This is a genomic window from Moraxella sp. CTOTU47616 (assembly GCF_032017465.1).
Lineage (GTDB): Bacteria > Pseudomonadota > Gammaproteobacteria > Pseudomonadales > Moraxellaceae > Faucicola > Faucicola tetraodonis.
On record NZ_DALZPU010000002.1, the window covers coordinates 235,971 to 258,572 of the forward strand.

Sequence of the window (22,602 nt, forward strand, 5' to 3'; positions counted from 1 at the left end):
TAGCAACGTCGTCAAATGTATAAATTTTTGGCTTTAAAATTGCTTCATTATTTTACCTCTGAGAAACAATAAGTTTACACTACATCCCCCAATCATCTCGCCGTACGTACCAATTTTTCACTCACTTCTTTTTCAATTAGTGCCATCTTATTATTATCTAAAGGTTGATGCTCGGTATTATAGCGCCAGCTATCGGCAAAACGGGTAAGACTGGCAAACCATAAGGCCTTAGTATCAGTCGGCAGTTTGGTAAAAGCTAATTCACTAATCACATTACCTTCATCATCACTGAGCTGACAAGACGCTTCTTTCGCTTTGCTAAGCGCATAGCCGTGATAAGATGACACAATCATAACCACATGAAATACTTGGGGCGGAAGCTTACTTAAAAAAAGCACCATACTTTCTTGATTGAGGTTGGCATCATTGACCTTGGTGCTTTGATTGTTGTCAGCGTCTTCTTTGCGGTCATCGATAGCGCTAAATGGCTTTTTGCCCAATAATTCATCGCCTTGATGACGCACTGATTGCGCTTTATCACGGACATTTTTGAACCAAACAGTTTCGATTACCTCGCCATATCGGTTACAAAGCAAGCAGGATAAGTCTATATCCATGGCTTGCGTGCGTTTTTTAAATTTATTATAAAGCCCAGATTTTGGCATCTGCGTTTTCTGCCATTGCACGGTAAAATACCACTGCTTGAGTACCACATCCATATGCTCGACGGCTATACCTGAAGCTGTTTTATCATCTTCAAGCTGATCGTCTTGGGTGATTGCTAGCTGATGACTTTTTTGCAAAATCTTGTCATCAGTCATGGGGTTTATTGTTGGCGCTTTCTGTAGCGGCAAGGTGCCTGACACTACTGTCTCATTGGTGTTTTTATCGGTCAAATTGGGTGAGTTGACAGGCGCTATTATTTCAACCGCTGGGTCAGCAAACTGCGCCGAAATAATCTGGTAGGTCTCTGTGGTAGTGCTGGGTGTCAGATTGTCAGGCGATTTGGCAGATGTGATAGGTGAATCGTCCGTCAAATCACTGTATAAAATCGTGGTTTTTAGCTTACTAGGCTGCTGTGTGTTGGTGTCGGTAGCAGTGGCCTCAAGGGTGTTATTATTAGCATGTTTCATAAGATTCTCGAAAAATTGGAAAAAGTAGTTAGCTTGTTTGGGCGTTTGTTAGTTATTCGTTTATTGTTTGGATGGTGGGTTGTTGGTCGGGCGTTTGTCGATTAGGCGTTTGGGTTTCAAAGACGGCGATTGATAAAATCTCAGGCTCTATTTTTCGCAGTCCTTTACCAAAACCGCGTAGCCACCATACCAGTTGGGACGTCATGTTCACTGTGGCTGTGATATGCAATCCTTCGTCATCTTCCCAGCTTTGCTGGTCGGTTGATAATGGGCTTTCAAGCAAACTTGCCCCCGATAACGGATGAAACAGTAACTGCACTTGCTGTATGGGGGGCTCGTGGTTGTTTTTTTCGCTGTCAGGCATGAGCTTTTGGAATAACGGATAATTAAACCCCATCGCGCCTGTGTTGATATAATTGTCTAAATTAAAATCTTTTGGGGTTTGCGCGTCGCTTGCGCTTACTTCAGCACTTTCAAAACGGTGCAAAGCAAATTGGCGCACATCGTCAGAGGCTCTGTCAGTTCGCGAGGCAATCAAGTAAATCACCACACCACGCTGCACAATGGCTAGCGGATTTAAGGTGTATTTTTGCGCTTCCTCTCGCCCACGCGCTTTATAACAGGCGATAAGTTTTTTATTTTGAAACAACGCGTCATAGACGGCGTCTTTGGCGGCTGGATTGACCGATGGCGGGATGAGCGGTTGATTGGCTGACAGGATACGCACTCTATCGAGCCAAGTGTTTACTACTTTGCTTTCTTTGAGTTGCCGATTCGCTAGGTCAAACCACGGAATCAATTCATCTAAGATAGCCGGCGGTAATAGCTGGGTCAAATTATGGCGCATCATACTAAATGCCACCGCTTGCGACAAATTCATGTGCGGCAAGCTTTGCATCGGTGCATCTTCACGCCAGCGCCAACCTTGTGGGTTGGTGTTGTTTTTTTCAATCGGAAAACGCGTTGCCAAAGCGTTTAAATCTCGCTGAATGGTGCGCAAACTGATATCAAAACCCATCAAATCAAGCTGCTCTTTGATATGGGTGGTACCGAGCCAACGCTTGCGATCCAGCTGTGACAGGATTTGCCATTGCCGAGCCGTCGTTGCGGTTGCATTGTTGGCAAGCGATTTACTCATGGCAATTCTCCATACGCAGGTAAAAAACAGATAGTTAAAAAACAGCCAGTTAAAAGATATCTAGTTAAAAGACAAACGGTTAAATAATAAATAATAGCCAGCTAAGTGCCAAAGCTTTATTCAAACTTTAAAAATTAACGCCAACAATTAACACCTTGATACCTTGCCTAATTTATCAAAATTTAGCGCGGTATAGGTGATAAATTATATTAACATGTCATTTTATGTCGTTTATCATCTTTATTGGGTGTTATGGTTATCAGATTGTGTATGAATCAGCAAGAACGCTTGATTAGAGTATCACACCCTTTTTTACCCTTAACTGCAACTTGGTTTGTCCATTAAATAAATTTTTTTCAAGCTCATAGAGTAAATGCACTTTTGACACACTGCGATTGATAGCAGACAAAGCTATCGCGTCAAAGTCAGCATTAAACCAAATCGCTTCGATAGTAAAAGGGACATCGGGATACGATAACCATAATTTTAAATGCCGCTCTTTTAACACCCGATAATCTTGCACTACAAACACCCCATCAAATATCGGTGCCACAAACCCATGTCCCCAAATAGCCAACGTCTGCAAGCTATCTATAAAATCAACCGTGAATTCACCGGCTGTCAATTCGCCATCGCTATATAACGTCTCTGCAAATACCTCATCAGCCACCGCTGCAATTACCTCATCAAACGCTTTACAAAATGGCTCAAAGTTTTTCCGTTTGATTGTCAGGCCTGCCGCCATCGCATGCCCACCAAAGTGGCTAATGAGTTCGGGGTAGGTTTGCGCGACTGATTCAATGGCATCACGGATATGAATGCCTTCAATAGAGCGTGCGGAACCTTTGATAGCATCGTCATCTTCAATCAATGCTGTATCAGCAGGGGCAAACACGATAGCGGGCACATGGTAGCTTTCTTTTAATCTGCCTGCGACGATACCAATCACCCCTTGGTGCCACTCATCTTGATACAAAATAATACTGCGTTTGCGGTGCGTTACTTGATTTACAGCATTTTGCTCAGATGGATTCTCAAGCGTCCTTAATACACTATCGGCTTGTTGTCGCATGCCCTGCTCGACTTGGCGGCGCTCTTGATTAAGTTTGTCGAGCTGATGCGCAAGCCGCTGTGCCTCCCCCCAATCATCGGTGAGCAAGCAGTCAATGCCTATGCGCATACTATCCATACGACCTGCGGCGTTGATGCGGGGTCCCAAAATAAAACCAAAATCTTGAGCCGTGATGTCGGCTACCTGCCGACTCGCCTGCTCCAACAATGCCAAAATACCCACACAGCAACGACCTTGCTTGATGGCTTGGATACCTTGGTGCACCAAAATACGATTATTTTGGTCTAATACGCCCACATCCGCCACCGTGCCGAGTGCCACCAAATCAATATAGCGACTCACTTGGGTGGTGGATTTGTTGGCTTGGCGTCTGACTTTGGCAAGATTGCCTAGCACATAAAATGCCACCCCAACCCCTACCAATGATTTACTAGCAAAATCACAGCCCAGCTGATTGGGATTGACCACGGCATCGGCGTTTGGTGTCGCCTGCGTCGTCAAGTGGTGATCGGTAATAATCACCGTTAGCCCTTCGGCTTTGGCAAGTTCGACCCCCGCATGGCTAGAGATACCATTATCAACCGTGACAATGACATCAGGATGATAGGTTTCAATACCTAGCGCAACAATTTCTGGCGTCAGTCCATAACCGTACTTAAAACGATCGGGCACCAAAAACTCAACCTTCGCGCCCATTTCACGGAGCACCCTTACCATCAGTGCCGTGCTGGTCGCGCCATCGCAGTCAAAATCACCCACAATCAGTATTTTTTGCTGCGTATCAATCGCCTTGTCAAGCAGCGCCACTGCCTTGGTAATGCCAGTCAGCGAATTTGCAGGTAACATCTTATTGAAGGCGGTGTCTAAATTTGCCACATCTTGCACGCCCCGCCCAGCCAAAACGCGGGCTAATGTCATCGATGTCTGCGCCAAGGGCTGTAAATCGCGGGGAATCTCGTCAATATGGGTCGCACTAAAACGGGGAGTCACAGTCAACATAAATTTATCATGGTTGTCAAATAAAGTAGAGAGAACAAACTAGCATAATGAGAGTGAATAGGCAAAATTACAACAGCAAAATGATGAAAAACACCCCATCAGCTTTCGTAGCTATTTGTGCGTTTTGCATATCGTAATAATGCCACTACAAACCATTAGCATTTTTTTGCAAAAAGATGCTTATTGATACGTTTACACTCAGTTATAATCAAACCAAAGAGTCCTCACTTACCATTAATGAAACAGTATCAATGACCATTAATGAATAATCATCTCTTGTTGCAAGCGTTTTGCAATACTACCTTTACTATTGATAATTGAAATTTTTTAGAAGGAAAAATTATGTCAGCAGAAAATTCGACCAAAACCATCGACCCAAAACTTGATTTAGAAAAAATCAAACGCGAATGCGAGGCGATGATTAAAAGTAAAGCCAAAATGTCTGCCGTAGCAGCGGTTGTCCCTGTGCCGCTGCTAGACGTTGCGGTTGACGCAGGTCTATTATCAAAATTGCTACCTGAAATCTCCGCTAAATTTGGTTTAATTGAACCAGCTCAAGCAGCGGTAGATTTGAACAACGGCGCGCAAATCAACCAACTAAAAGATAAAGCGGTTGATTTTGCAGGGCTAGTGGTGACGCGCAGTATCGCTAAAAAAACTTTCCAAGGTTTTGGTAGCCGTATTATCGCCAAGCAAGTCACCAAATTTGTACCATTTGGCGGTCAATTAGTAGCAGGTACCATCGGTTATTTGATGTTTAAAAAAATTGCTGAAAATCACATCAATGAATGCTACCAAAAAGCTAAAAAATTACAGCAACAAGCCAGCTAATTGTTGATACAAAGGCTTGTATTAAAACCCCTTTAGTTACTAGAGGGGTTTTTTATTGAAAAATCCTCAAGCTTTGATGAGCAATGACCAAGCAAAAGTAATAGCTTATGTAACGATATTTTTCTACAATGTATCTTTAAACTATTTTTTTGGGTCAAGTTATGCGTTATACCTGTCAGACATCACCACGTTTTATCAAAAAGCCATTTTTTAATATCCATCCAATCACGCAAAGCGTTTTGGTAATTATTGGCATGTCCATGACTGGTGTTAGCGCTCATGCAGCGACTAGCGAAGCTGAAACGACTTTGCCGAGCCTTACGTTTACCACCACAGCAACCAAAACGCCGACGCTTGTCAAGAATACCATCGCCCAAACCACCGTGATTGATGAAGAACAATTGCAACGTTATCGCGGTCAAAGCGTGATAGATGTACTTCGTGGACAAGGTGGCATATATGTTACTCAAAATGGTGGGGATGGTGCGAGCAGTGGTGTCAGATTGCGTGGTTACTCCAATAGTCAAGTCTTAGTATTAATCGATGGGATTCGTTACAGCTCTGCAACCGCAGGTGGAGCAGCATTATCGCTGTTACCAGTCGACCAAATCGATAGAATAGAAATAGTTTATGGTGCTTCTGGCTCAAGTCTTTATGGCTCAGATGCGATGGGCGGCGTGATTCAAGTCTTTACTAAAGGTCAAAACGCCCAACAGTCTAATGTCGCATTGACTGTTGGCGGCGGCACAGAAAACAGCTATAAAGGGCAAATTACAGGACAACTGGTTAATTCTGCAACGACTTTAAGCCTTTCTACGGGTTATGAAAAGACCAATGGCATTGACGCGACGAAACCTTACGCTCAGTTCGGCATACATCATGCTGACAAAGACGGTTTTGAGTCCAAAAACGCAAGTTTGGTCGCCAAGCATAAAGTCAATGACAATGTTGAAATTGGAGCAACAGGATTATTTGCAAAATCCACTACAGATATTGATAGTGGTTCAGAAGTGCCAAACGCGTATGCTGACCAAAAAAACGCGGCTGTCTCAGCTTTTGCCGATTATCAACAAGATAAACTGTCTGCAAATATTAAATATGGTCAAAGTTATGATAAATCTACCACGTATGATGGTGCAGATTGGCAAACAGGTCGCCTAGACGATGTAATCAATACGACTCAGAAACAAGTAACCATACAGCTTGGCTATCAGTTGCCACTCGGTAAGCTTATCGGTGGTTATGAGAATTTAAAACAAGAAGTTGATAGCTCTAATGATTATGACGTGACTCACCGCACTATCAACAGTGAGTTTTTGGGATATCAGCTCGCTCAAGATAAATATGATGTGCAATTAAATGTGCGTCACGATGATAACTCACAATTTGATAGCAAGACCACCTACAATGTGGGCGGTGCGTATCGTCTTAGCCCCAACACTCGCATTGGTGCATCATACGCAACCAATTTTCGTGCCCCCACATTCAACGATTTGTATTGGCCAGGCTCAGAAAATCCCAACTTAAAACCTGAAACCAGCAAAAATGCAGAAATCTTTATTGAAAACAGCAATCATCATCAACACACACGCGTAACAGCCTACCAATCTAAATTTACCGATAAATTAGCTTGGGTAACCACCGACCCACTTACTTATGCAGGTCAAATGCAAAATATAGATAAAGCGGATATTAACGGTATTTCGTTAACCAGTGACTGGCAGTTAAATAATACTTTATTTGGTCTAGGTTATGATTATCTAGATACTGAAGATAAAAAAACGGGCAAAGAATTAATTTATCAACCCAAAAACAAAGGTATTGTTTACCTAGGCTATCAACAGCCAAAATATGACATTCGAACGGAGGTACAATACGTCGGAGAGCGTTATCGTGATGCCAACAATTCACAAACTCTAGACAGCTACACCTTGTTGAACCTGACTGGGAATTATTATGTCAGTCCCAACCTAACCATTAGCAGTCGTCTTAATAATCTCACAGATAAAGATTATGAGACCGTTTATGGCTACCGCCAAAAAGGCATTAATTCATTCGTCTCACTAACCTACCAATGGTTCTAAATTTTTATAGCTACAGTACATCAAAGGGCATAGATTTTATGCCCTTTTTTTATATGTCTTTTTTTAGCAATTAGGCTTTAACTTTTGCACTATTTTGGTTCAAAATATATCATACTACGATTAGCTCGTTGCTATAAATGAGTGATTATTTTATATTCAATGACTGATTTGATACCCATCGTTCTATTATTTATCTGTTGTGAAAATAATCCAAACATTATTCAATAGTTTGTTGGCATTTAAATTGCACTTTAACCATTGCTCAAATTTGTGGTAGTTATCCAATGACCCATCCTACTTTTTTACATAGTCTTGAATCCAACCAAACCCTGTTTGATGATATGTTCAATAACCTATTATCGGGGTTAATTGTCGCTGACATCAACTACGAGTGCGTCTATATCAACGCGACGGCTGAGCAGATTTTGTCAGTCAGTCAGCAGCATTTACTTCATAAAAATGTGATTGATATTTTAACTCCGGCAAACTATGAAAAATTACTAACGCAAGCACCAGAGCAATCGCATACGGATGATGACCCGATAACCCATAAAAAAACCAAAGCACAGGTCAAAGTGGCGCTACAAAACCAATTTGAACATACCAAAAAAATGTATCAAGCCTTCATCCATCATGATTGCACCATTTTGGGTCTAAGTACTCAAGGCATTGGTGCACCATTATTGGTCGACTATGGGGTTTCCCCATTAGAAACCGAGGCGGGTTTTTTCTATTTGATTGAAATTTGGGCAAAAGATCGCGAAAGTCGTATTCAACAAGAACAGTATCAAAATCACCAACATTTGATAACCCGTCAAATGATTCGCAGTATGGCACATGAGGTCAAAAACCCTTTAGCCGGCATCCTTGGGGCAAGCCAACTGCTTGAGAAGAATTTTAATCAAATCATGAAATCTGATGGGATTGTCCGCTATATTAACGATACCAAGGCGCAAAAGGTCGCCAATTATCTGAGTATCATCATGGATGAGACCAGACGACTCAACAATTTGGTGACCCAATTGCTGGGCGCGCCAAATTTGCCCAACTGGCAAGTAATCAACGTGCATGAACCACTACAGCATGTACTAACATTGGCAGAGATACAAAACCCCAATATTAGTCTAGTCAGAGACTTTGATTTATCATTGCCAGAAATCACCGCTGATAAAGACCAGCTCGTACAAGTATTTATGAATATCGTCAATAATGCGATACAAGCGCTCAATGAAAACGACATTGTATCGCCTAGCATCACGGTAAAAACCCGTATTCAGCACCAACAAACCATTGGCGATATACGACATAAAAGCGTATTGCGCGTTGATTTTATTGATAATGGCTTGGGCATTGATAGTGAGTTGTTACCGCAAATTTTTTATCCTTTGGTCACAGGACGCGCCAATGGTACGGGGTTGGGACTGGCACTTGCTCATGACATTATTCAGCGTCATCAAGGGCAAATCAGTGTAACCTCTCAGCCAGGTGAAACCCTGTTTACGATTTTTTTACCTTGGCAAATTCGGCAAATAACCAAATGATAGTTTAAGCGTGGTACACCATAGCATCATGACTGATCGGCTATGAATTTTTCAATCAATAATGTTTAAACCAATAAAGTTTCCCATATAGGGTTTTTATATGACTTATCCCAATAATAAAACGCCAACCACCGAGCCTATTGTTTGGGTCATCGATGACGACCAAGCGTTACGTATGATTTTGGAAGACACGCTGACAGATAGTGGATTTCAAGTGCAAACCTTTGGCAATGCGCAATCGGCGTGGCGGCTGCTACAAGATAGTGGGCAAGACAGTCAACCGAAGAGTGACAATAGTGCCTCCTTACCAAGCATCATCGTCACCGATATTCGAATGCCGATGATGAATGGCTTGGACTTTAGCAGTAAAATCAAACAAGCCTTTGCACAAATTCCTGTCATCATCATGACCGCGCATGCCGATGTGCAGTCTGCGGTGGATAGCTATCAATCAGGCGCATTTGATTACTTACCCAAGCCGTTTGAGCTAGATGATGCCATTGCCATGGTAAAAAAAGCTTGCCTGCAAAGCCAGTCAAACCAAACACAAAAGCGCAGTAAGTCCGAGAACCACAACGACTCTCTGATTCGTGATGCACAGCAGCCGCCAACTGAACCCGTGGCAGCCGAGCCAGAAAAAACCACCACCAACCCATCGGGTATCATCGGGCAATCGATTGCTATGCAAAAAGTATTTCGTGCGATTGGCCGCTTGTCGCATATGCCGATGACCGTACTCATCACCGGCGAATCAGGGACGGGTAAAGAGCTGATTGCCAGTGCCTTACACGAACATTCGCCACGCAAATCCAAACCATTTATCGCGCTCAATATGGCGGCGATTCCGCATGATTTGATTGAAGCTGAACTATTTGGTCATGAAAAAGGCGCGTTTACAGGTGCGACTACCACGCGCCAAGGGCGTTTTGAGCAGGCGCATGGTGGCACTTTGTTTTTGGATGAAATCGGCGACATGCCTTTACCTACCCAAACACGTTTGCTGCGCGTCTTAGCAAATGGTGAGTTTTACCGTGTCGGTGGTCTCAAACCCATTAAAGTCGATGTACGTATCATCGCAGCGACCCATCAAAACCTAGAAACTCTGGTGCAACAAGGCAAGTTTCGTGAAGATTTGTTTTATCGGCTCAATGTCATTCGACTGGCGCTACCTTCCCTACGTGAGCGCCGCGAAGACATTCCGCTGTTAATCGATTTTTTTATGCAAAATATTACCAAAAGCATGCATACCCCCACCAAAACCATCACGCCGTCTGCCATGCATATTTTGCAAAGCTATCATTGGCAAGGTAACGTGCGTCAACTTGAAAATACCTGCCGTTGGCTCAGTGTGATGACAACAGGGCAAACCATTCAGCCCAGTGATTTGCCACCCGAGATTTTACAAGCGTTTGAATCGCAAGATAGTACGCCTATAACTACGCGTGAGCCCAATACACAGACACATAAGACACATAATTATCAGCCTGACACTCAGTTTGAGACACCAGCTAGCGAACATCCATCATCTTTGTCAGCTCCCAGTAACACCCCCAGTGCTAGTGCCAATCTCAGTGCCCATTCGAGTGCGCTGCCAACGCCTTTGTCCGCTACGACGGTCGTACCGACCTTACCTGCATCACAAACTGGCGCGACCGCAGATTGGATCACGCCGCTGCAAGTTTGGGCACAACAAGCACTCGCTGAAGGACAGTACGACATTCTGCAAACCGCTTATCCGATGTTTGAGAAATGTTTACTTGAAGTGGCACTTGCCCATACTGCTCAGCATAAAGGACAAGCGGCTGACCTACTGGGTTGGGGGCGCAATACCGTGACCCGAAAATACCAGCAGTTGATTGAAGGTAGACTCGTTAAGCCATCATGATTGAGACAAGGTCAACTCACAAAGTACTGGTTATCATAAAAAATGGCTGTCAGTCGCTCGTTACTGACTTACAGCCACTATCAGCTTCAAATCCACTCAACCATACCGAGCTTTGGTACGGGGTATGGCATTCAACTCACTCCCCGCCTACTGCCGTTGTCGTTAAACAATTACTACCTCACTTTAATGCAACCAATCTCGCCCATTTTGAGCAAGAAATTAACGCCCTTCATCATTGCCAAAGCCTAGCGATTGACAGCACCCATCATACAAGCGGTATTCCCACGCTGTATGCTTCAAACCTTCTACCTGATACCCTCATCTTTGACCAACAGCAGCCGCAGCAATCTGTTAGTCCGTGTCTAGTCATGTCGTATCATCCAGGCGAGACGTTAAAATCCTTGCTGTATGCGCATGCTAAATTGCCAATACTTAATCTTCCGCAAAAAATGACCATTTTTTTACATAGTTGCCAAGTGGTCAACCGTTTGCATCAATTTGGGCTGATGCATTTGGATCTCAAACCCGCCAACTTTATTTTAAAACCCAATCTTGAAGTGGTGTTAATTGATTTTGGTCTGAGTGATTTTAGTTTTAGTGATATTGGTCTTGGCGATGCTATGGGGAAAAATGCCTCACTGAACTGCAAAACTTACACCGCTGGTACGCCTGCCTATATGAGTCCTGAGCAATTCACAGGACAGCCTTTTGACAAGTTTAGCGACTACTATAGTTTGGGGGTGATATGGTACGAATTATTGATGGGATGTCTGCCTTTTATGGCAGATGATTATCCTGGTTGGGCAATCGCGCATCGCCAACAGCCCGTGCCTTTTCTATGCCCAAATCATCAGTTATCAGAATTTGCTTGCCAAGCTTGCCAGCCTTTTATTGACAAGCTGCTGGCAAAACGCGTGGAAAACCGTATTAGTAACTTGGCAGATATTATCAATGCGCTAAAAATTTTACTTAACCAATAAAAAAATGCGTTTTTTTTAAAAAACCCCTTGCCAAAGCGAAAATTTTCTATATAATAGCCAACCACAAAGACACTGATACAAATATTGAGTCAACACTTTGAGGCAACTCATGGGGCTGTGGCGAAATTGGTAGACGCACTGGATTTAGGTTCCAGCGCCGCGAGGTGTAAGAGTTCGAGTCTCTTCAGCCCCACCACTCAAATCGGTATTAGTTAAATTAACCTGCCTCTTGCAGGTTTTTTTATGCCTAAAATTCCTGTCTATCTTATCTCACCATTGCTTACTGCCTTACTGTTAGCCAGTATGCTGCTCATTTTGTTGCTAAAAATTTTTTAACTAATTGCCAACTAGCTACTTTTTAGCTTGCATCTAGTATTAACTGCCCCATCTCTATAGTTAGCTTGTTTATTGCTAACTATGTTAATTTTTCTACTGCCTTTTATAAGCCTATATTCCTATGAAAATTTTACAATCGCCCTATTATCAGCCGCGAAAGCTGCTTAGCGCCTCCTCTGAGCCGCCCTATAGCGTTCAACTCATTGAAGATAACATCCAATACGCTAGCAAATATAACCCTTTTGAGTCGCTACTCGATGATATTTTCCCTGGGGTACATGTTGGCAACCATGATATGGTGATTCGCAAAGAACAGCTTAAAGATTTTGAGCGTTGTACCGATTTTACCACCGTCGCCTATTCGCATAAAAATAATACCTTGTATGAGCGTGAAGCTTGTTATTTTCATCCCAAATATGAAGTGTTCATGCTCACCAACGAAGATTTGTCCAATGACTATGACGAATATATCTTTGAATCAGGTCTGCTAAAAGTCGTCAGTATTTACTATATTTCGACCAATCCGCATTCGGCGGCGAGTGTCAAAAACGTGTTTGATGAGTACTTGCAAAAGTATGTGTCGCAAGAGGCTAAAGTATCTATTTTACTTAAAGAAGTCCATGGTTTTGTATTTAAAACCCATCGTATCAAGCCATTTCCCATCAATTTAGATACCATGTATCACGAGGATTTTCTGCCCGTGCATCAGCATATCAAAGAATCACTCAATCATGATGGTAAAGGCGTGGTACTGTTGCATGGCGTGGCGGGTTCAGGTAAAACTAACTATATCAAATGGCTAACCAGCCAAGTGCCTAATAAAAAATTCATCTTTGTGCCCACTACCATGATTGGGTATTTGACCAACCCTGAATTTATGTCACTATTGGTGGATAACAAAAACTCGGTATTAGTGCTTGAAGACTGTGAAAACTACATTGCCGAGCGTAGCATTGATAACGCCAATACCGATGTGGTATCGGCGATTTTGAACATTGCTGATGGTATGCTGTCGGATGTGTTGGAGTGTCAGTTTATCTGTACCTTTAACTCCGATATCTCGAAAATTGACCCCGCGCTGCTGCGTAAAGGTCGATTGATAGCTGAGTATAAATTCAAAGAACTGTCCGTTGAAAAATCCAACGCGTTTTTGGCATCGATTGATAAAGCTATCACCGTCAATAAACCGCACTCATTGGCAGAGTTAACCAACATGGATCATCTGTCCTATCGAGAGAAACCAGCAGAAAAACCCAAATTTGGTTTTGTATAACTATTAAGCCTAATCATTAATTATAATCATTAGCGATAGTCATTAAGTATAATCATTAAACATAATTAGCAGGCATAAAAAAAGGAGCTCGATTGGCTCCTTTTTTTATACTAGACATTACTAAACATTGTCAACTTGCTTTTCATCAATGGGCACAAGCTCAATCGCTGTTTTATCTGCATTCATACGAATCGAAACCGTGCCGCCATTCACCAAATCACCAAATAATATTTGCTCTGCCAATGGTTTTTTGATTTCATCTTGAATCAAGCGATTCATTGGGCGGGCACCCATGAGACGATCGTAACCTTTTTCTGCCAGATAATTTCTGACCGCATCATCAATTTCAAGCACCACTTTCTTGTCATCGAGCTGGGCTTGCAGCTCAACCAAGAATTTATCAACCACAGATACAATGACATTTTGATCCAATGGGTTAAATTGAATGATGGCATCCAAGCGATTGCGAAACTCTGGGGTAAACATCCGTTTCATCGCCTCACTATTGTCGCGGCTATGGTCTTGTTTGGTAAAGCCCATGCTGTTGCGACTGATGCTATCAGCGCCGACGTTGGTGGTCATAATCAGTATCACTTGTTTAAAGCTTGATGTGCGACCGTTATTGTCAGTGAGCGAGCCATGATCCATCACTTGGAGCAGCAAGTTAAATACGTCAGGGTGGGCTTTTTCAATCTCATCTAGCAATAGTACACAATGCGGGAATTGATTGATTTTTTCGGTCAATAAACCGCCCTGATCAAAGCCCACATAGCCTGGCGGTGCCCCAATCAAGCGTGACGCCGTATGTGCTTCCATATACTCAGACATATCAAAACGAACCAGTTCAATGCCTAACAAATTCGCTAACTGACGACTGACTTCCGTTTTACCGACACCGGTAGGACCGGCGAACATAAACGAACCAATCGGTTTATCATCTGGTTTTAAGCCTGCACGTGACAACTTGATGGCATCTGCCAAGTTTTTGATGGCTTCATCTTGACCAAACACCAGATGTTTTAGGTTGCTTTCAAGATTTTGCAGCACCGATTTGTCATCCGTTGAGACGGATTTTGGTGGGATACGCGCAATTTTTGAGATAATGTATTCAATTTGCGGAACATCAATCACCACCTCGCCATTTTGTTGTGCCGCGTCAATCACTTTATTGTCGGCTTCGCTTAACATAGCCTCAGGTTCGACAACACCATCCGCTGCATGGCTAACATCTAAGTCATCGACAAGTGCGTCTTCATCCACCACAGGCTGATTTGATAACTTGTCATTTGCGACATTATCAGTGGATTGATTGCTGTCCACAGTAGATTCAACCTGATTTTCGGCTTGTTTTTGCAGGCGAACAAATGCACCCGCTTCATCAATCACATCAATGGCTTTGTCAGGTAAAAAGCGTTCGTGAATGTGTTTTACCGCCAGATGCACCGCACTTTGTAGCGCCTGATCGGTATAGCTGACGTTATGGAATTTCTCATATTGTTTTTTCAGACCGCGTAGAATATCAATCGTTTCATCAATGGATGGCTCGTTGACATCAACTTTTTGGAAACGACGACTTAAGGCATGGTCTTTTTCAAACACTTGGCGGTATTCGGTAAAGGTGGTTGAGCCGATACAACGCAGCTCACCGGATGCCAACGCAGGTTTGATTAAATTTGACACATCCATATTGCTGCTCATCGATGAGCCTGCGCCGATAATCATATGGATTTCGTCAATAAATAAAATCGCATTGGGCTTGGCTTTTAAGGCATCTAATAGCGCTTTCATCCGTTTTTCAAAATCACCGCGGTATTTTGTACCGGCAATCAGCGCACCAATATCTAAACTATATACCACACAGCCTGATAATGGTTTTGGTGCTTTGTCATTGACAATCAACCATGCCAAGCCTTCCGCAATCGACGTTTTACCCACCCCTGGGTCACCCACCAGTAGCGGATTATTTTTGCGGCGGCGGCATAAAATCTGCGCGGTACGCTCGATTTCTGCTTGGCGACCAATTAACGGATCGGTGCCACCCGTAGAGGCTTTTTGATTGAGATTAACGGTAAATTCAGTCAATGGGTCTTTATTGGCTTTTTCACCCGTTTCTTCAGTTTCAACACTGGTTAATTTGTCGCGCACTTTTTTGTCTTGACCATGCGATAAGTACTGGGTCAACTCAAGTCGCGTCACCCCTTGTTTTTTAAGTAGGTACACCGCGTAGGTGTCATGCTCTGAGAACATAGACACTAGCAAATCTGAGCCTTCCACCAAACGGCTGCTGGCAACCGATTGCACATGAAAAATCGCCCGCTGCAAGATACGGTCAAAACTGCGCGTTGGTTGTGGCGAGTAATCTTCGTTGATATCGACCGTTGGGGTATGTTCATCAATATACTGGGTCAAATCTTTGCCAAGCTGATCCACATTGACTGCACAAGCCACCAAGGCTTCTACCGCATTTTCATTCTCTAACAGTGCCAATAGCAGATGCTCGACCGTTAAATATTCATGTGCACGTTGTTTTGCAAGTGTCACTACCAACCGCAACGTGCTTTGTAATTCTAAACTTAACATAAGATGTCCTTAATACTTGTCACCGACGGTTTTTGATTTTGCCCTACTTGAAAAATCATGCGTTATCTAATTGATTGGTTTGATGTCGTTATAGGTGTTGATGGTTATTTGCGTTGATGTTTTCTCAAGTTTCATTTGCCGTCACCTCAGCACCAAACATCTTATGGATATCTGGCTAATAATGCTAAGTTCGGTTATAAAGGAAGTAAAAATGAAAGATGACAAAATGGGAAAAATCAAAATCATTACGTTTAATATAATGACATTGCTAATAAATTCAAGTGATAAAACGTAGTTAATGGCGGGTTTTAAAATTGGAAAAAATTCAATGATGAATAAAAAATAGAAATAAGGTGCCACCCAAAATAAAACTGGGTTAAATAGCAAAATGACTCTAACCTTGTGGTTCGATTTGACTCAGTAACGGATAGCCTGCCTGACGCGCTTCACGGTTGACGGCTTGGGCTTTGGTTTCTGCGATGTCTTTAGGGTATATACCGGCAATCCCTTTGCCTTGTTGATGAATGGCAAGCATAATACTGATAGCCGAATCTAGCGAATGTTTAAAATGATTTTGTAAAACATCCACCACAAATTCCATCGGCGTATAGTCATCGTTATACATGACCACCGCATACATCTGTGGTTTTTTAAGTTCAGGGTCAGCCAATAGCACATCTTCGACGGGGTCAGTATTTGGCTCGCCTTCTATGTCGGTCAAACGGGCTGGCAATGAATTTGGTGATTGGCTAGGTGGCTGTTTAGGGGACTGTTTAGGGAGTTGTGTTGGCAACCATGCCGGTAGGTGCCAATCCATATTCGTGGTGGTTGGCTGTGATACAACTGATTGACGAGAAAAATTAAGCGTTTGAAGCATCATTAATTGAACATTTACCTAAGATTAGACGAAACATTGATTATACTACTTTACAGCAGTCGTTGCGGCAGGTTTTTGCGTATTGGCTGTGCTTGCCACTGGCGTGCTATCGGTCGAACTCACAGGTCGTTTATCCGCTTCAGGCGTTTCTTCAAGCGTATACGGCATGTTATCAATCGGTTGACCGAGTTGCCAATCATACACTTGCTCAGTTTTTTGGTTGCCGGCGGCTAATTCAAGTTTCACTTGTTTGGGTACAAAGTTTTTGGGCATCAAAAAACGCCCGCGAATTCTTGCAATCCCATGAATCGAGTAACTATTGGGTTGCAATGGGACTTCGACCATATTAACTTCATCGAGCAAGGTCAATTTTGGTATCAGATTTTTTGGCTGATTTGATGGATCGACCATACCGACATCAAAGCGGTATTCATAGGCATTTTCTGGCAATGGTGCGATTTTTGCCCCGATGACTTGTAAACTCATACCGCCTTTTTTGGCAAGCGACGTGGTTAAGAATTGCTGACCTTGTTCAAGCTGTAAGTTGGTGACTTTTAGATCTTGAATATCGGTACGCAGCGCTGATAGGTTCGCCAAGCTGATATCACGCTCTTGCTGCGCAGTGGTTAATTGGCTTTGTAACGTATCAGATTTTAGCTTTAATGATTTAATGTTTTCTGCTGAGATTTCAAGACCTGCGGCGGTTTTTTTCGCTTCTTCAGCAGCAAAGCTCAAGCCGCGATGATAACCAATGCGTTGACCTAACACCAGTGCAATGATGGCAACTAACAACAAACTAACCCCAAACGCAATCAGCCACCCCGACACCTTGTTGGGTTGGGCAATATAATTGCGTTGTGCTTCTGGCAAAGATTGAGAAGAGTTATTATCTTCGGGCAAATCCATAGAGATACTCAAATTGAAAAACGATCAAAACATGGATAATCACAGTACTGATGATAGCTCAAAAAGGGTTGATGAATATGACATCCATTAAAGCGAACCCCATTATAAACAAAAATTATGATGAATTCAGCTAAATTTATTGACTGAAAAAATAATAAAGTTAGCCCATTTCATCATAGCGTCATATTTTTTTGGCTAAAAAAAATAAAGCAATGCTTGTTATGGCATTAACATTTTTAAATAGGCTGACCATAAATAGCTTAAGAAAACCACTTATTAAAGAAATCACTTAAGGCACGACGGCAACTAACGCCAACCCTGTTTGCTCTGCAAGCCCAAACATCACGTTCATATTTTGCACGGCTTGTCCTGCCGCACCTTTGACCAAATTATCTTGTACCACCAAAATCGTCGCCATCGGGCTATTTTCTAGTGTTTGCACCGCAATTCTTAAATAGTTGCTACCCCGTACACTACGGGTATCTGGGTACATACCTTTTGGCATGACGTCTACAAAATATTCGTTTTGATAGCTGGTTTCATATAAAGATTGTAAATCTAACGCTTGACCCGTCGCCGTCAAGCGAACATGAATCGTGGTAAACATACCGCGAATCATGGGTACTAAATGGGGTACAAAGCGGATATCATGCGACTGAAAGCGTTTGCTTTGACCCAATATTTGGTCAATCCCTTGGCTAATCTCTGGAGCGTGACGATGACCTGCCACGCCATAGGCGCTAAAACTATCCGATGTCTCGCTAAATAACAAATTCATTTTGGCTTGGCGACCTGCACCTGAGACGCCTGATTTGGCATCAATAATAATCCAAGGCTCAATCAATGCCTGCTGCTGGCTGTTTTGGGCGTCGATTAGTGGTTTTAATCCCAAAATCGCCGTGGTGGGATAACAACCTGGGTTGCCAATGACCTTGGCTTTGGCAATGGCATCACGATTGACTTCGGGTAACCCATACACAGCTTCTTTTAAAATATCGGGGCAAGTATGTTCAAGTTTATACCAAGTTTCAAAATCTTGTAGCGACTGCAAACGAAAATCTGCCGCCAAATCGATGACTTTAGTGCCATTTTCGGTTAAAAATTTGGCATGCTTCATGGCAACGCCGTGGGGCGTAGCAAAGAATACCACATCACATGCTGCTAATTTTTTTTCATCCAAATCCGAAAACGTTAAATCGGTCACGCCCCGCAAACTTGGAAACATATCATCAACGCGTCTGCCCGCTTCTGAGCGCGATGTCAGCATCGTCACTTGTGCCTGTGGATGACGACTCAATAGTCGAATTAGCTCTACGCCAGTGTAGCCTGTGCCACCGACAATACCTACTTTGATCATGGTCGTCTCCTGATGTTGGTATTAAAGTTTATATTCATGCACCGCATCAATAAAAGCTTTGGCATGGTCAGGATTAACCCATTGGTTAATACCGTGACCTAAGTTTGCTATATAGCCTGTTTTATCACCGAGGCTGTAGGCGTCCTGTAGCATCAAATGCGTCTGCTGGCGAATATGCTCAGGCGATGCAAATAATGTCGCGGGGTCAAGATTACCTTGCAGCGCGATGCCTGTATGCAGCTTTTTGTGCAATTTGGTCAATTCTTTTTGTTGTTCAAAGACGATGCTGCGGGCTCTATCTAGTGGCATCGTCCAATCAAGTCCTAGCGCATCCGCGCCACTGTGGCATTGGGTATCTAACCACAAGCCGCCACCTTTGGTAAATAGTACCACAGGTACCTCTGGGTATGTTGCTTTGATCGCCGCGACAATTTTAGTATTGTAATGGTGCGAGAATTCAACAAATTGGCGATGCGCCAATGCCCCACCCCAACTATCAAAAATTTGTACTAACTGCGCCCCCGCTGCTATCTGCGCTAGCAAATAATCAATCACAGCATCAGTGATTTTAGCGAGCAGCGCATGCAAGGTGTCAGGCTCGCCATACAACATGGCTTTGGCATAGCGGTATTCTTTAGAACTACCGCCTTCAATCATATAGGTCGCTAGCGTCCACGGACTACCCGAGAAGCCAAATAATGGCGCACGGCCTGCCAGCGCATGACGAATACTGGTCACCGCTTTCATCACATAGTCAAGTGCATCTGCCATCGCGACGGTTGGCAAGGCTTCAACCTCTGCCATGCTTCTGACAGTTTTGTGAAATTTTGGGCCTTCCCCTGCTTCAAAATACAGACCCAAACCGAGCGCATCAGGAATGGTTAAAATATCACTAAACAAAATCGCCGCATCCAACTCAAAACGGCGAAATGGCTGAATGGTGACTTCCGTCGCCAAATCGGTATTTTTGCAAAGCGATAGAAAGTCACCGGCTTGGGCACGGGTTTTTTTATACTCAGGCAAATATCGACCGGCTTGCCGCATCATCCACACAGGGGTCACATCCACAGGTTCAAAACGCATGGCTCTTAAAATGCGGTCATTTTTTAACGTCGGAAAATTATGGGTCATGTCATTGCCTTTAAAAATAATCTTGGATAAAAATACTATTGGGTAAAAATACTATTGAATCAGTCTAAAATTAGTTAAATTTCAATCAAGAATTGTCGAAAATCATACGATAATCGCCATATTATCACGATGTACCATCACGTGGCGTTCCTCATTTTCACCCAAAATCGCTTCGATGTCGCTATTGCGTTTGCGAGCGATGCGCTTAGCTTCATTTGATGAGAAATCCACCTGACCGACCGCGATACGTACCCCTGTTTTATCAACGCACTCCACCACATCACCCTCATCAAAATCACCTTGCACTTCAATCACCCCGACAGGCAATAAGCTTTTGTTATTTTTAATGATGGCATCTACTGCGCCATCGTCAATCACCAAGCGACCTGCCATGCGCAGATGCGCGGCTAACCATTGTTTTTTGGCAATGCGTTTATCATCGTCATTGGTGGTGAGCATCGTACCTAAGGATTCCCCTTTGACCACGCGATTAATCACGTTATCGATGCTGCCGCTGACAATCACAGTGGGACAACCACCCATTGCCGCAAGCCTTGCCGCACGAATTTTGGTAATCATGCCGCCACGACCCAATTTGCCGCCATCTCCCGCCACGTCAAACAAATAATCTGCCATTGCCCGTTCCGTCTTAATCAGCTTGGCATCAGGGTTGGTACGAGGATTATCGGTGAATACGCCTTGCTGGTCGGTCAATATAATGTATAGGTCAGCTTTGACCATGGCTGCCACCATCGCACCTAGACTGTCATTATCACCAAATTTGATTTCATCGACACTCACGGTGTCATTTTCATTAATGACCGGTAGCACGCGCCATTCAAGTAGCTGATTTAACGTATTGGCGGTATTGAGATAACGATTTCGATTGGCAAGATCGTCATGGGTCAGTAGCAATTGTGCGCTTTGTACACCATACTGAATCAACGCCGACCACCAAGTTTCAATCAAGCCCATCTGCCCAATGGCGGCGCAGGCTTGCAAGGCTTGCAATTTTTTGGGGCGTTCTTCCAAATTCATCCGCACCACCCCTTCCGCCACTGCCCCTGAGGACACTAGCAATACTTGATAGCCTTCATTATGCAGCTTGGCGATTTGCTTCGCCCATTCATAAATTGCGGTGCGATCCAAACCTTTACCATTGTTGGTCAGTAGCGATGAACCAATTTTTACCACAATGGTGTTGGACTTAAGGGCTTTTTTAGTTGAGCTAGGTGAGGCGGTGGCAGTCATAAGTTGGCAGTCATAATCAGTCAAGTGCAATTTTTTAATCAAATTAAATGCCATAATGGCTTGGCTGAGCATTGTAACAATTTTTACTGGCTTTATAAATGCTAATCGATGCCGGTAGCCGTTAAATATCACACGTTTTTGCCATACGCATTTTTATCCCAATTAAATAGCAACCATTGAAAAAACAAATTGACATTGTCAACTAAAAAATATCGACTTGAGGTTTTCTCAATTTAGATGAGGATAACTTGCTATCGACATTGCTTTTATATAAATTTGCTCATCTTCATGGGCTACTGGGTTTATCAAATTTATGAAAAGAGCTGTTGTCGCCACCTCCTCATCTTGTCTTGAAGCCCTTGAATTGTCGCAAGGCATGGACATTCTGCGCTTACACGTAAACATCAATAACGTTGATTTTATCGATGGTAAAAATATCACCAGTGAGCGTCTGGCAACCATCATGAAAACCAACCTCAAATCGGTGGCGAGGACATTTCCGCCATCCATCCATGAGATGCATCTATTATTTAATGATTTGATTGCTCGCGGGGTCACGGAGATATTTGTTTGCGGCATCTCGTCCAAATTTAGCCAAACTTTGCCCATGCTTGAAGAACTCAAAGTACATTATGCCAATCGTCTGCACATCTTTGTGTATGACACCAAAACACTCAATATTGCTGAAGGGGCGCTGGCGTACGAGGCAAAAGTGTTGATTGAGCAAGGTGAATCGTTTGAAAACGTGGCAAAAAAACTTGACGATTTGCGACGTCGCAGTGAGTTTTTATTTACCCTCAGCGACTTGGACTATATTATTCGCAACAAAAAATTGTCCGCCCCTGCCGCATTTGTTGCCAACTTATTTGATATCAAACCGATTATGCAAATTAATCAAATGGGCGAAATTATCGCGGTGGAAAAAGTGCGTAAGCTTGAAAAAACCCTGACAACCATGGGAAAAACCGTCGAAAAACTTGCCGCAAATCAACCCGCGTTTATCTATTTGACAGATACGGGGCATCACGAAAGTACCGAGTATCTTAAAGATTTATTGGCGACGCATTTCGGTTGGCATGATTTACCTGTTATTCGCGTGTCGACCATTTCGCTCGCCAATCACGGCTTGATGGGAACAGGCATTGGGGTGTTTTATGGTGAATTACCCCACATTGTCAAAGCATTAAAAAAATGACCTGTCCTTATCTAAATTCAGCTAATAAAAAAG

The 22,602-nt window shown here is 43.2% G+C and carries 16 protein-coding genes and 1 tRNA gene; 8 read left to right on the top strand and 9 right to left on the bottom strand.

Annotated elements, in window-relative coordinates; genetic code table 11:
• Positions 1–92 precede the first annotated feature (92 nt).
• The 3 genes from RTS10_RS03100 to recJ form a co-directional block, all read right to left on the bottom strand.
• Positions 93–1,133, bottom strand: a complete 1,041-nt coding sequence (locus RTS10_RS03100; protein ID WP_248145976.1) for a TerD family protein — start codon at positions 1,131–1,133, stop codon at positions 93–95.
• A 52-nt stretch (positions 1,134–1,185) separates the two neighbouring features.
• Complete coding sequence (locus tag RTS10_RS03105) at positions 1,186–2,271, bottom strand: helix-turn-helix transcriptional regulator (protein WP_312539185.1); 1,086 nt, start codon at positions 2,269–2,271, stop codon at positions 1,186–1,188.
• A gap of 292 nt (positions 2,272–2,563) precedes the next feature.
• Positions 2,564–4,342 carry a single-stranded-DNA-specific exonuclease RecJ gene (gene recJ / locus RTS10_RS03110; RefSeq protein ID WP_312539187.1) on the bottom strand — a complete coding sequence of 593 codons (1,779 nt, stop codon included), beginning with the start codon at positions 4,340–4,342 and terminating at the stop codon, positions 2,564–2,566.
• A gap of 342 nt (positions 4,343–4,684) precedes the next feature.
• Between recJ and RTS10_RS03115 the strand changes: the two genes are divergently transcribed.
• From RTS10_RS03115 to RTS10_RS03145, 7 genes are all read left to right on the top strand, one after another.
• Entirely contained in the window at positions 4,685–5,173 is a 489-nt protein-coding gene (locus RTS10_RS03115) for a hypothetical protein (RefSeq protein ID WP_007114980.1), read from the top strand.
• A 260-nt stretch (positions 5,174–5,433) separates the two neighbouring features.
• A complete protein-coding gene (locus tag RTS10_RS03120) occupies positions 5,434–7,257 on the top strand; it encodes a TonB-dependent receptor domain-containing protein (RefSeq protein WP_312539189.1) in 1,824 nt (607 codons plus the stop codon).
• Between the two features lie 284 nt (positions 7,258–7,541).
• Positions 7,542–8,798: a two-component system sensor histidine kinase NtrB gene (locus RTS10_RS03125; RefSeq protein WP_312539190.1), complete on the top strand. Its 1,257-nt coding sequence runs from the start codon at positions 7,542–7,544 to the stop codon at positions 8,796–8,798.
• A gap of 100 nt (positions 8,799–8,898) precedes the next feature.
• Positions 8,899–10,683: a sigma 54-interacting transcriptional regulator gene (locus tag RTS10_RS03130; RefSeq protein WP_312539191.1), complete on the top strand. Its 1,785-nt coding sequence runs from the start codon at positions 8,899–8,901 to the stop codon at positions 10,681–10,683.
• Positions 10,680–11,663, top strand: a complete 984-nt coding sequence (locus RTS10_RS03135; RefSeq protein ID WP_312539192.1) for a serine/threonine-protein kinase — start codon at positions 10,680–10,682, stop codon at positions 11,661–11,663. Before RTS10_RS03130 ends, RTS10_RS03135 begins: the two co-directional genes overlap by 4 nt.
• A 111-nt stretch (positions 11,664–11,774) precedes the next feature.
• A tRNA-Leu gene (locus RTS10_RS03140) sits at positions 11,775–11,859 on the top strand.
• 261 nt (positions 11,860–12,120) lie between these two features.
• Positions 12,121–13,272: an AAA family ATPase gene (locus tag RTS10_RS03145; protein WP_312115159.1), complete on the top strand. Its 1,152-nt coding sequence runs from the start codon at positions 12,121–12,123 to the stop codon at positions 13,270–13,272.
• 120 nt (positions 13,273–13,392) lie between these two features.
• On the opposite strand, the gene clpA is transcribed toward RTS10_RS03145, so the two are convergent.
• The 6 genes from clpA to proB form a co-directional block, all read right to left on the bottom strand.
• The gene (clpA, locus tag RTS10_RS03150; RefSeq protein WP_312539194.1) at positions 13,393–15,852 is read right to left on the bottom strand and encodes an ATP-dependent Clp protease ATP-binding subunit ClpA; all 2,460 of its coding nucleotides are present in this window, start codon (positions 15,850–15,852) and stop codon (positions 13,393–13,395) included.
• A 394-nt stretch (positions 15,853–16,246) separates the two neighbouring features.
• Entirely contained in the window at positions 16,247–16,732 is a 486-nt protein-coding gene (locus RTS10_RS03155) for an ATP-dependent Clp protease adaptor ClpS (protein ID WP_228274218.1), read from the bottom strand.
• 42 nt (positions 16,733–16,774) lie between these two features.
• On the bottom strand, positions 16,775–17,635 hold the full coding sequence (locus tag RTS10_RS03160) for a hypothetical protein (protein WP_312116364.1): 861 nt from the start codon (positions 17,633–17,635) through the stop codon (positions 16,775–16,777).
• 289 nt (positions 17,636–17,924) lie between these two features.
• The gene (argC, locus tag RTS10_RS03165; RefSeq protein ID WP_312539196.1) at positions 17,925–18,992 is read right to left on the bottom strand and encodes an N-acetyl-gamma-glutamyl-phosphate reductase; all 1,068 of its coding nucleotides are present in this window, start codon (positions 18,990–18,992) and stop codon (positions 17,925–17,927) included.
• 21 nt (positions 18,993–19,013) lie between these two features.
• Positions 19,014–20,123, bottom strand: a complete 1,110-nt coding sequence (gene hemE / locus RTS10_RS03170) for a uroporphyrinogen decarboxylase (protein WP_312539198.1) — start codon at positions 20,121–20,123, stop codon at positions 19,014–19,016.
• Between the two features lie 102 nt (positions 20,124–20,225).
• Positions 20,226–21,374, bottom strand: a complete 1,149-nt coding sequence (proB, locus tag RTS10_RS03175; protein WP_312539199.1) for a glutamate 5-kinase — start codon at positions 21,372–21,374, stop codon at positions 20,226–20,228.
• 313 nt (positions 21,375–21,687) lie between these two features.
• Here proB and RTS10_RS03180 point away from each other — a divergent pair, with 313 nt between their 5' ends.
• Positions 21,688–22,569: a DegV family protein gene (locus RTS10_RS03180; RefSeq protein WP_312539200.1), complete on the top strand. Its 882-nt coding sequence runs from the start codon at positions 21,688–21,690 to the stop codon at positions 22,567–22,569.
• Positions 22,570–22,602: the final 33 nt, after the last annotated feature.

Bases quoted from the DNA above. Each gene is read 5' to 3' on its own strand.
- RTS10_RS03100 (WP_248145976.1), bottom strand. From the start codon at position 1,133: ATGAAACATGCTAATAATAACACCCTTGAGGCCACTGCTACCGACACC.
- RTS10_RS03105 (WP_312539185.1), bottom strand. From the start codon at position 2,271: ATGAGTAAATCGCTTGCCAACAATGCAACCGCAACGACGGCTCGGCAA.
- recJ (WP_312539187.1), bottom strand. From the start codon at position 4,342: ATGTTGACTGTGACTCCCCGTTTTAGTGCGACCCATATTGACGAGATT.
- RTS10_RS03115 (WP_007114980.1), top strand. From the start codon at position 4,685: ATGTCAGCAGAAAATTCGACCAAAACCATCGACCCAAAACTTGATTTA.
- RTS10_RS03120 (WP_312539189.1), top strand. From the start codon at position 5,434: ATGACTGGTGTTAGCGCTCATGCAGCGACTAGCGAAGCTGAAACGACT.
- RTS10_RS03125 (WP_312539190.1), top strand. From the start codon at position 7,542: ATGACCCATCCTACTTTTTTACATAGTCTTGAATCCAACCAAACCCTG.
- RTS10_RS03130 (WP_312539191.1), top strand. From the start codon at position 8,899: ATGACTTATCCCAATAATAAAACGCCAACCACCGAGCCTATTGTTTGG.
- RTS10_RS03135 (WP_312539192.1), top strand. From the start codon at position 10,680: ATGATTGAGACAAGGTCAACTCACAAAGTACTGGTTATCATAAAAAAT.
- RTS10_RS03145 (WP_312115159.1), top strand. From the start codon at position 12,121: ATGAAAATTTTACAATCGCCCTATTATCAGCCGCGAAAGCTGCTTAGC.
- clpA (WP_312539194.1), bottom strand. From the start codon at position 15,852: ATGTTAAGTTTAGAATTACAAAGCACGTTGCGGTTGGTAGTGACACTT.
- RTS10_RS03155 (WP_228274218.1), bottom strand. From the start codon at position 16,732: ATGATGCTTCAAACGCTTAATTTTTCTCGTCAATCAGTTGTATCACAG.
- RTS10_RS03160 (WP_312116364.1), bottom strand. From the start codon at position 17,635: ATGGATTTGCCCGAAGATAATAACTCTTCTCAATCTTTGCCAGAAGCA.
- argC (WP_312539196.1), bottom strand. From the start codon at position 18,992: ATGATCAAAGTAGGTATTGTCGGTGGCACAGGCTACACTGGCGTAGAG.
- hemE (WP_312539198.1), bottom strand. From the start codon at position 20,123: ATGACCCATAATTTTCCGACGTTAAAAAATGACCGCATTTTAAGAGCC.
- proB (WP_312539199.1), bottom strand. From the start codon at position 21,374: ATGACTGCCACCGCCTCACCTAGCTCAACTAAAAAAGCCCTTAAGTCC.
- RTS10_RS03180 (WP_312539200.1), top strand. From the start codon at position 21,688: ATGAAAAGAGCTGTTGTCGCCACCTCCTCATCTTGTCTTGAAGCCCTT.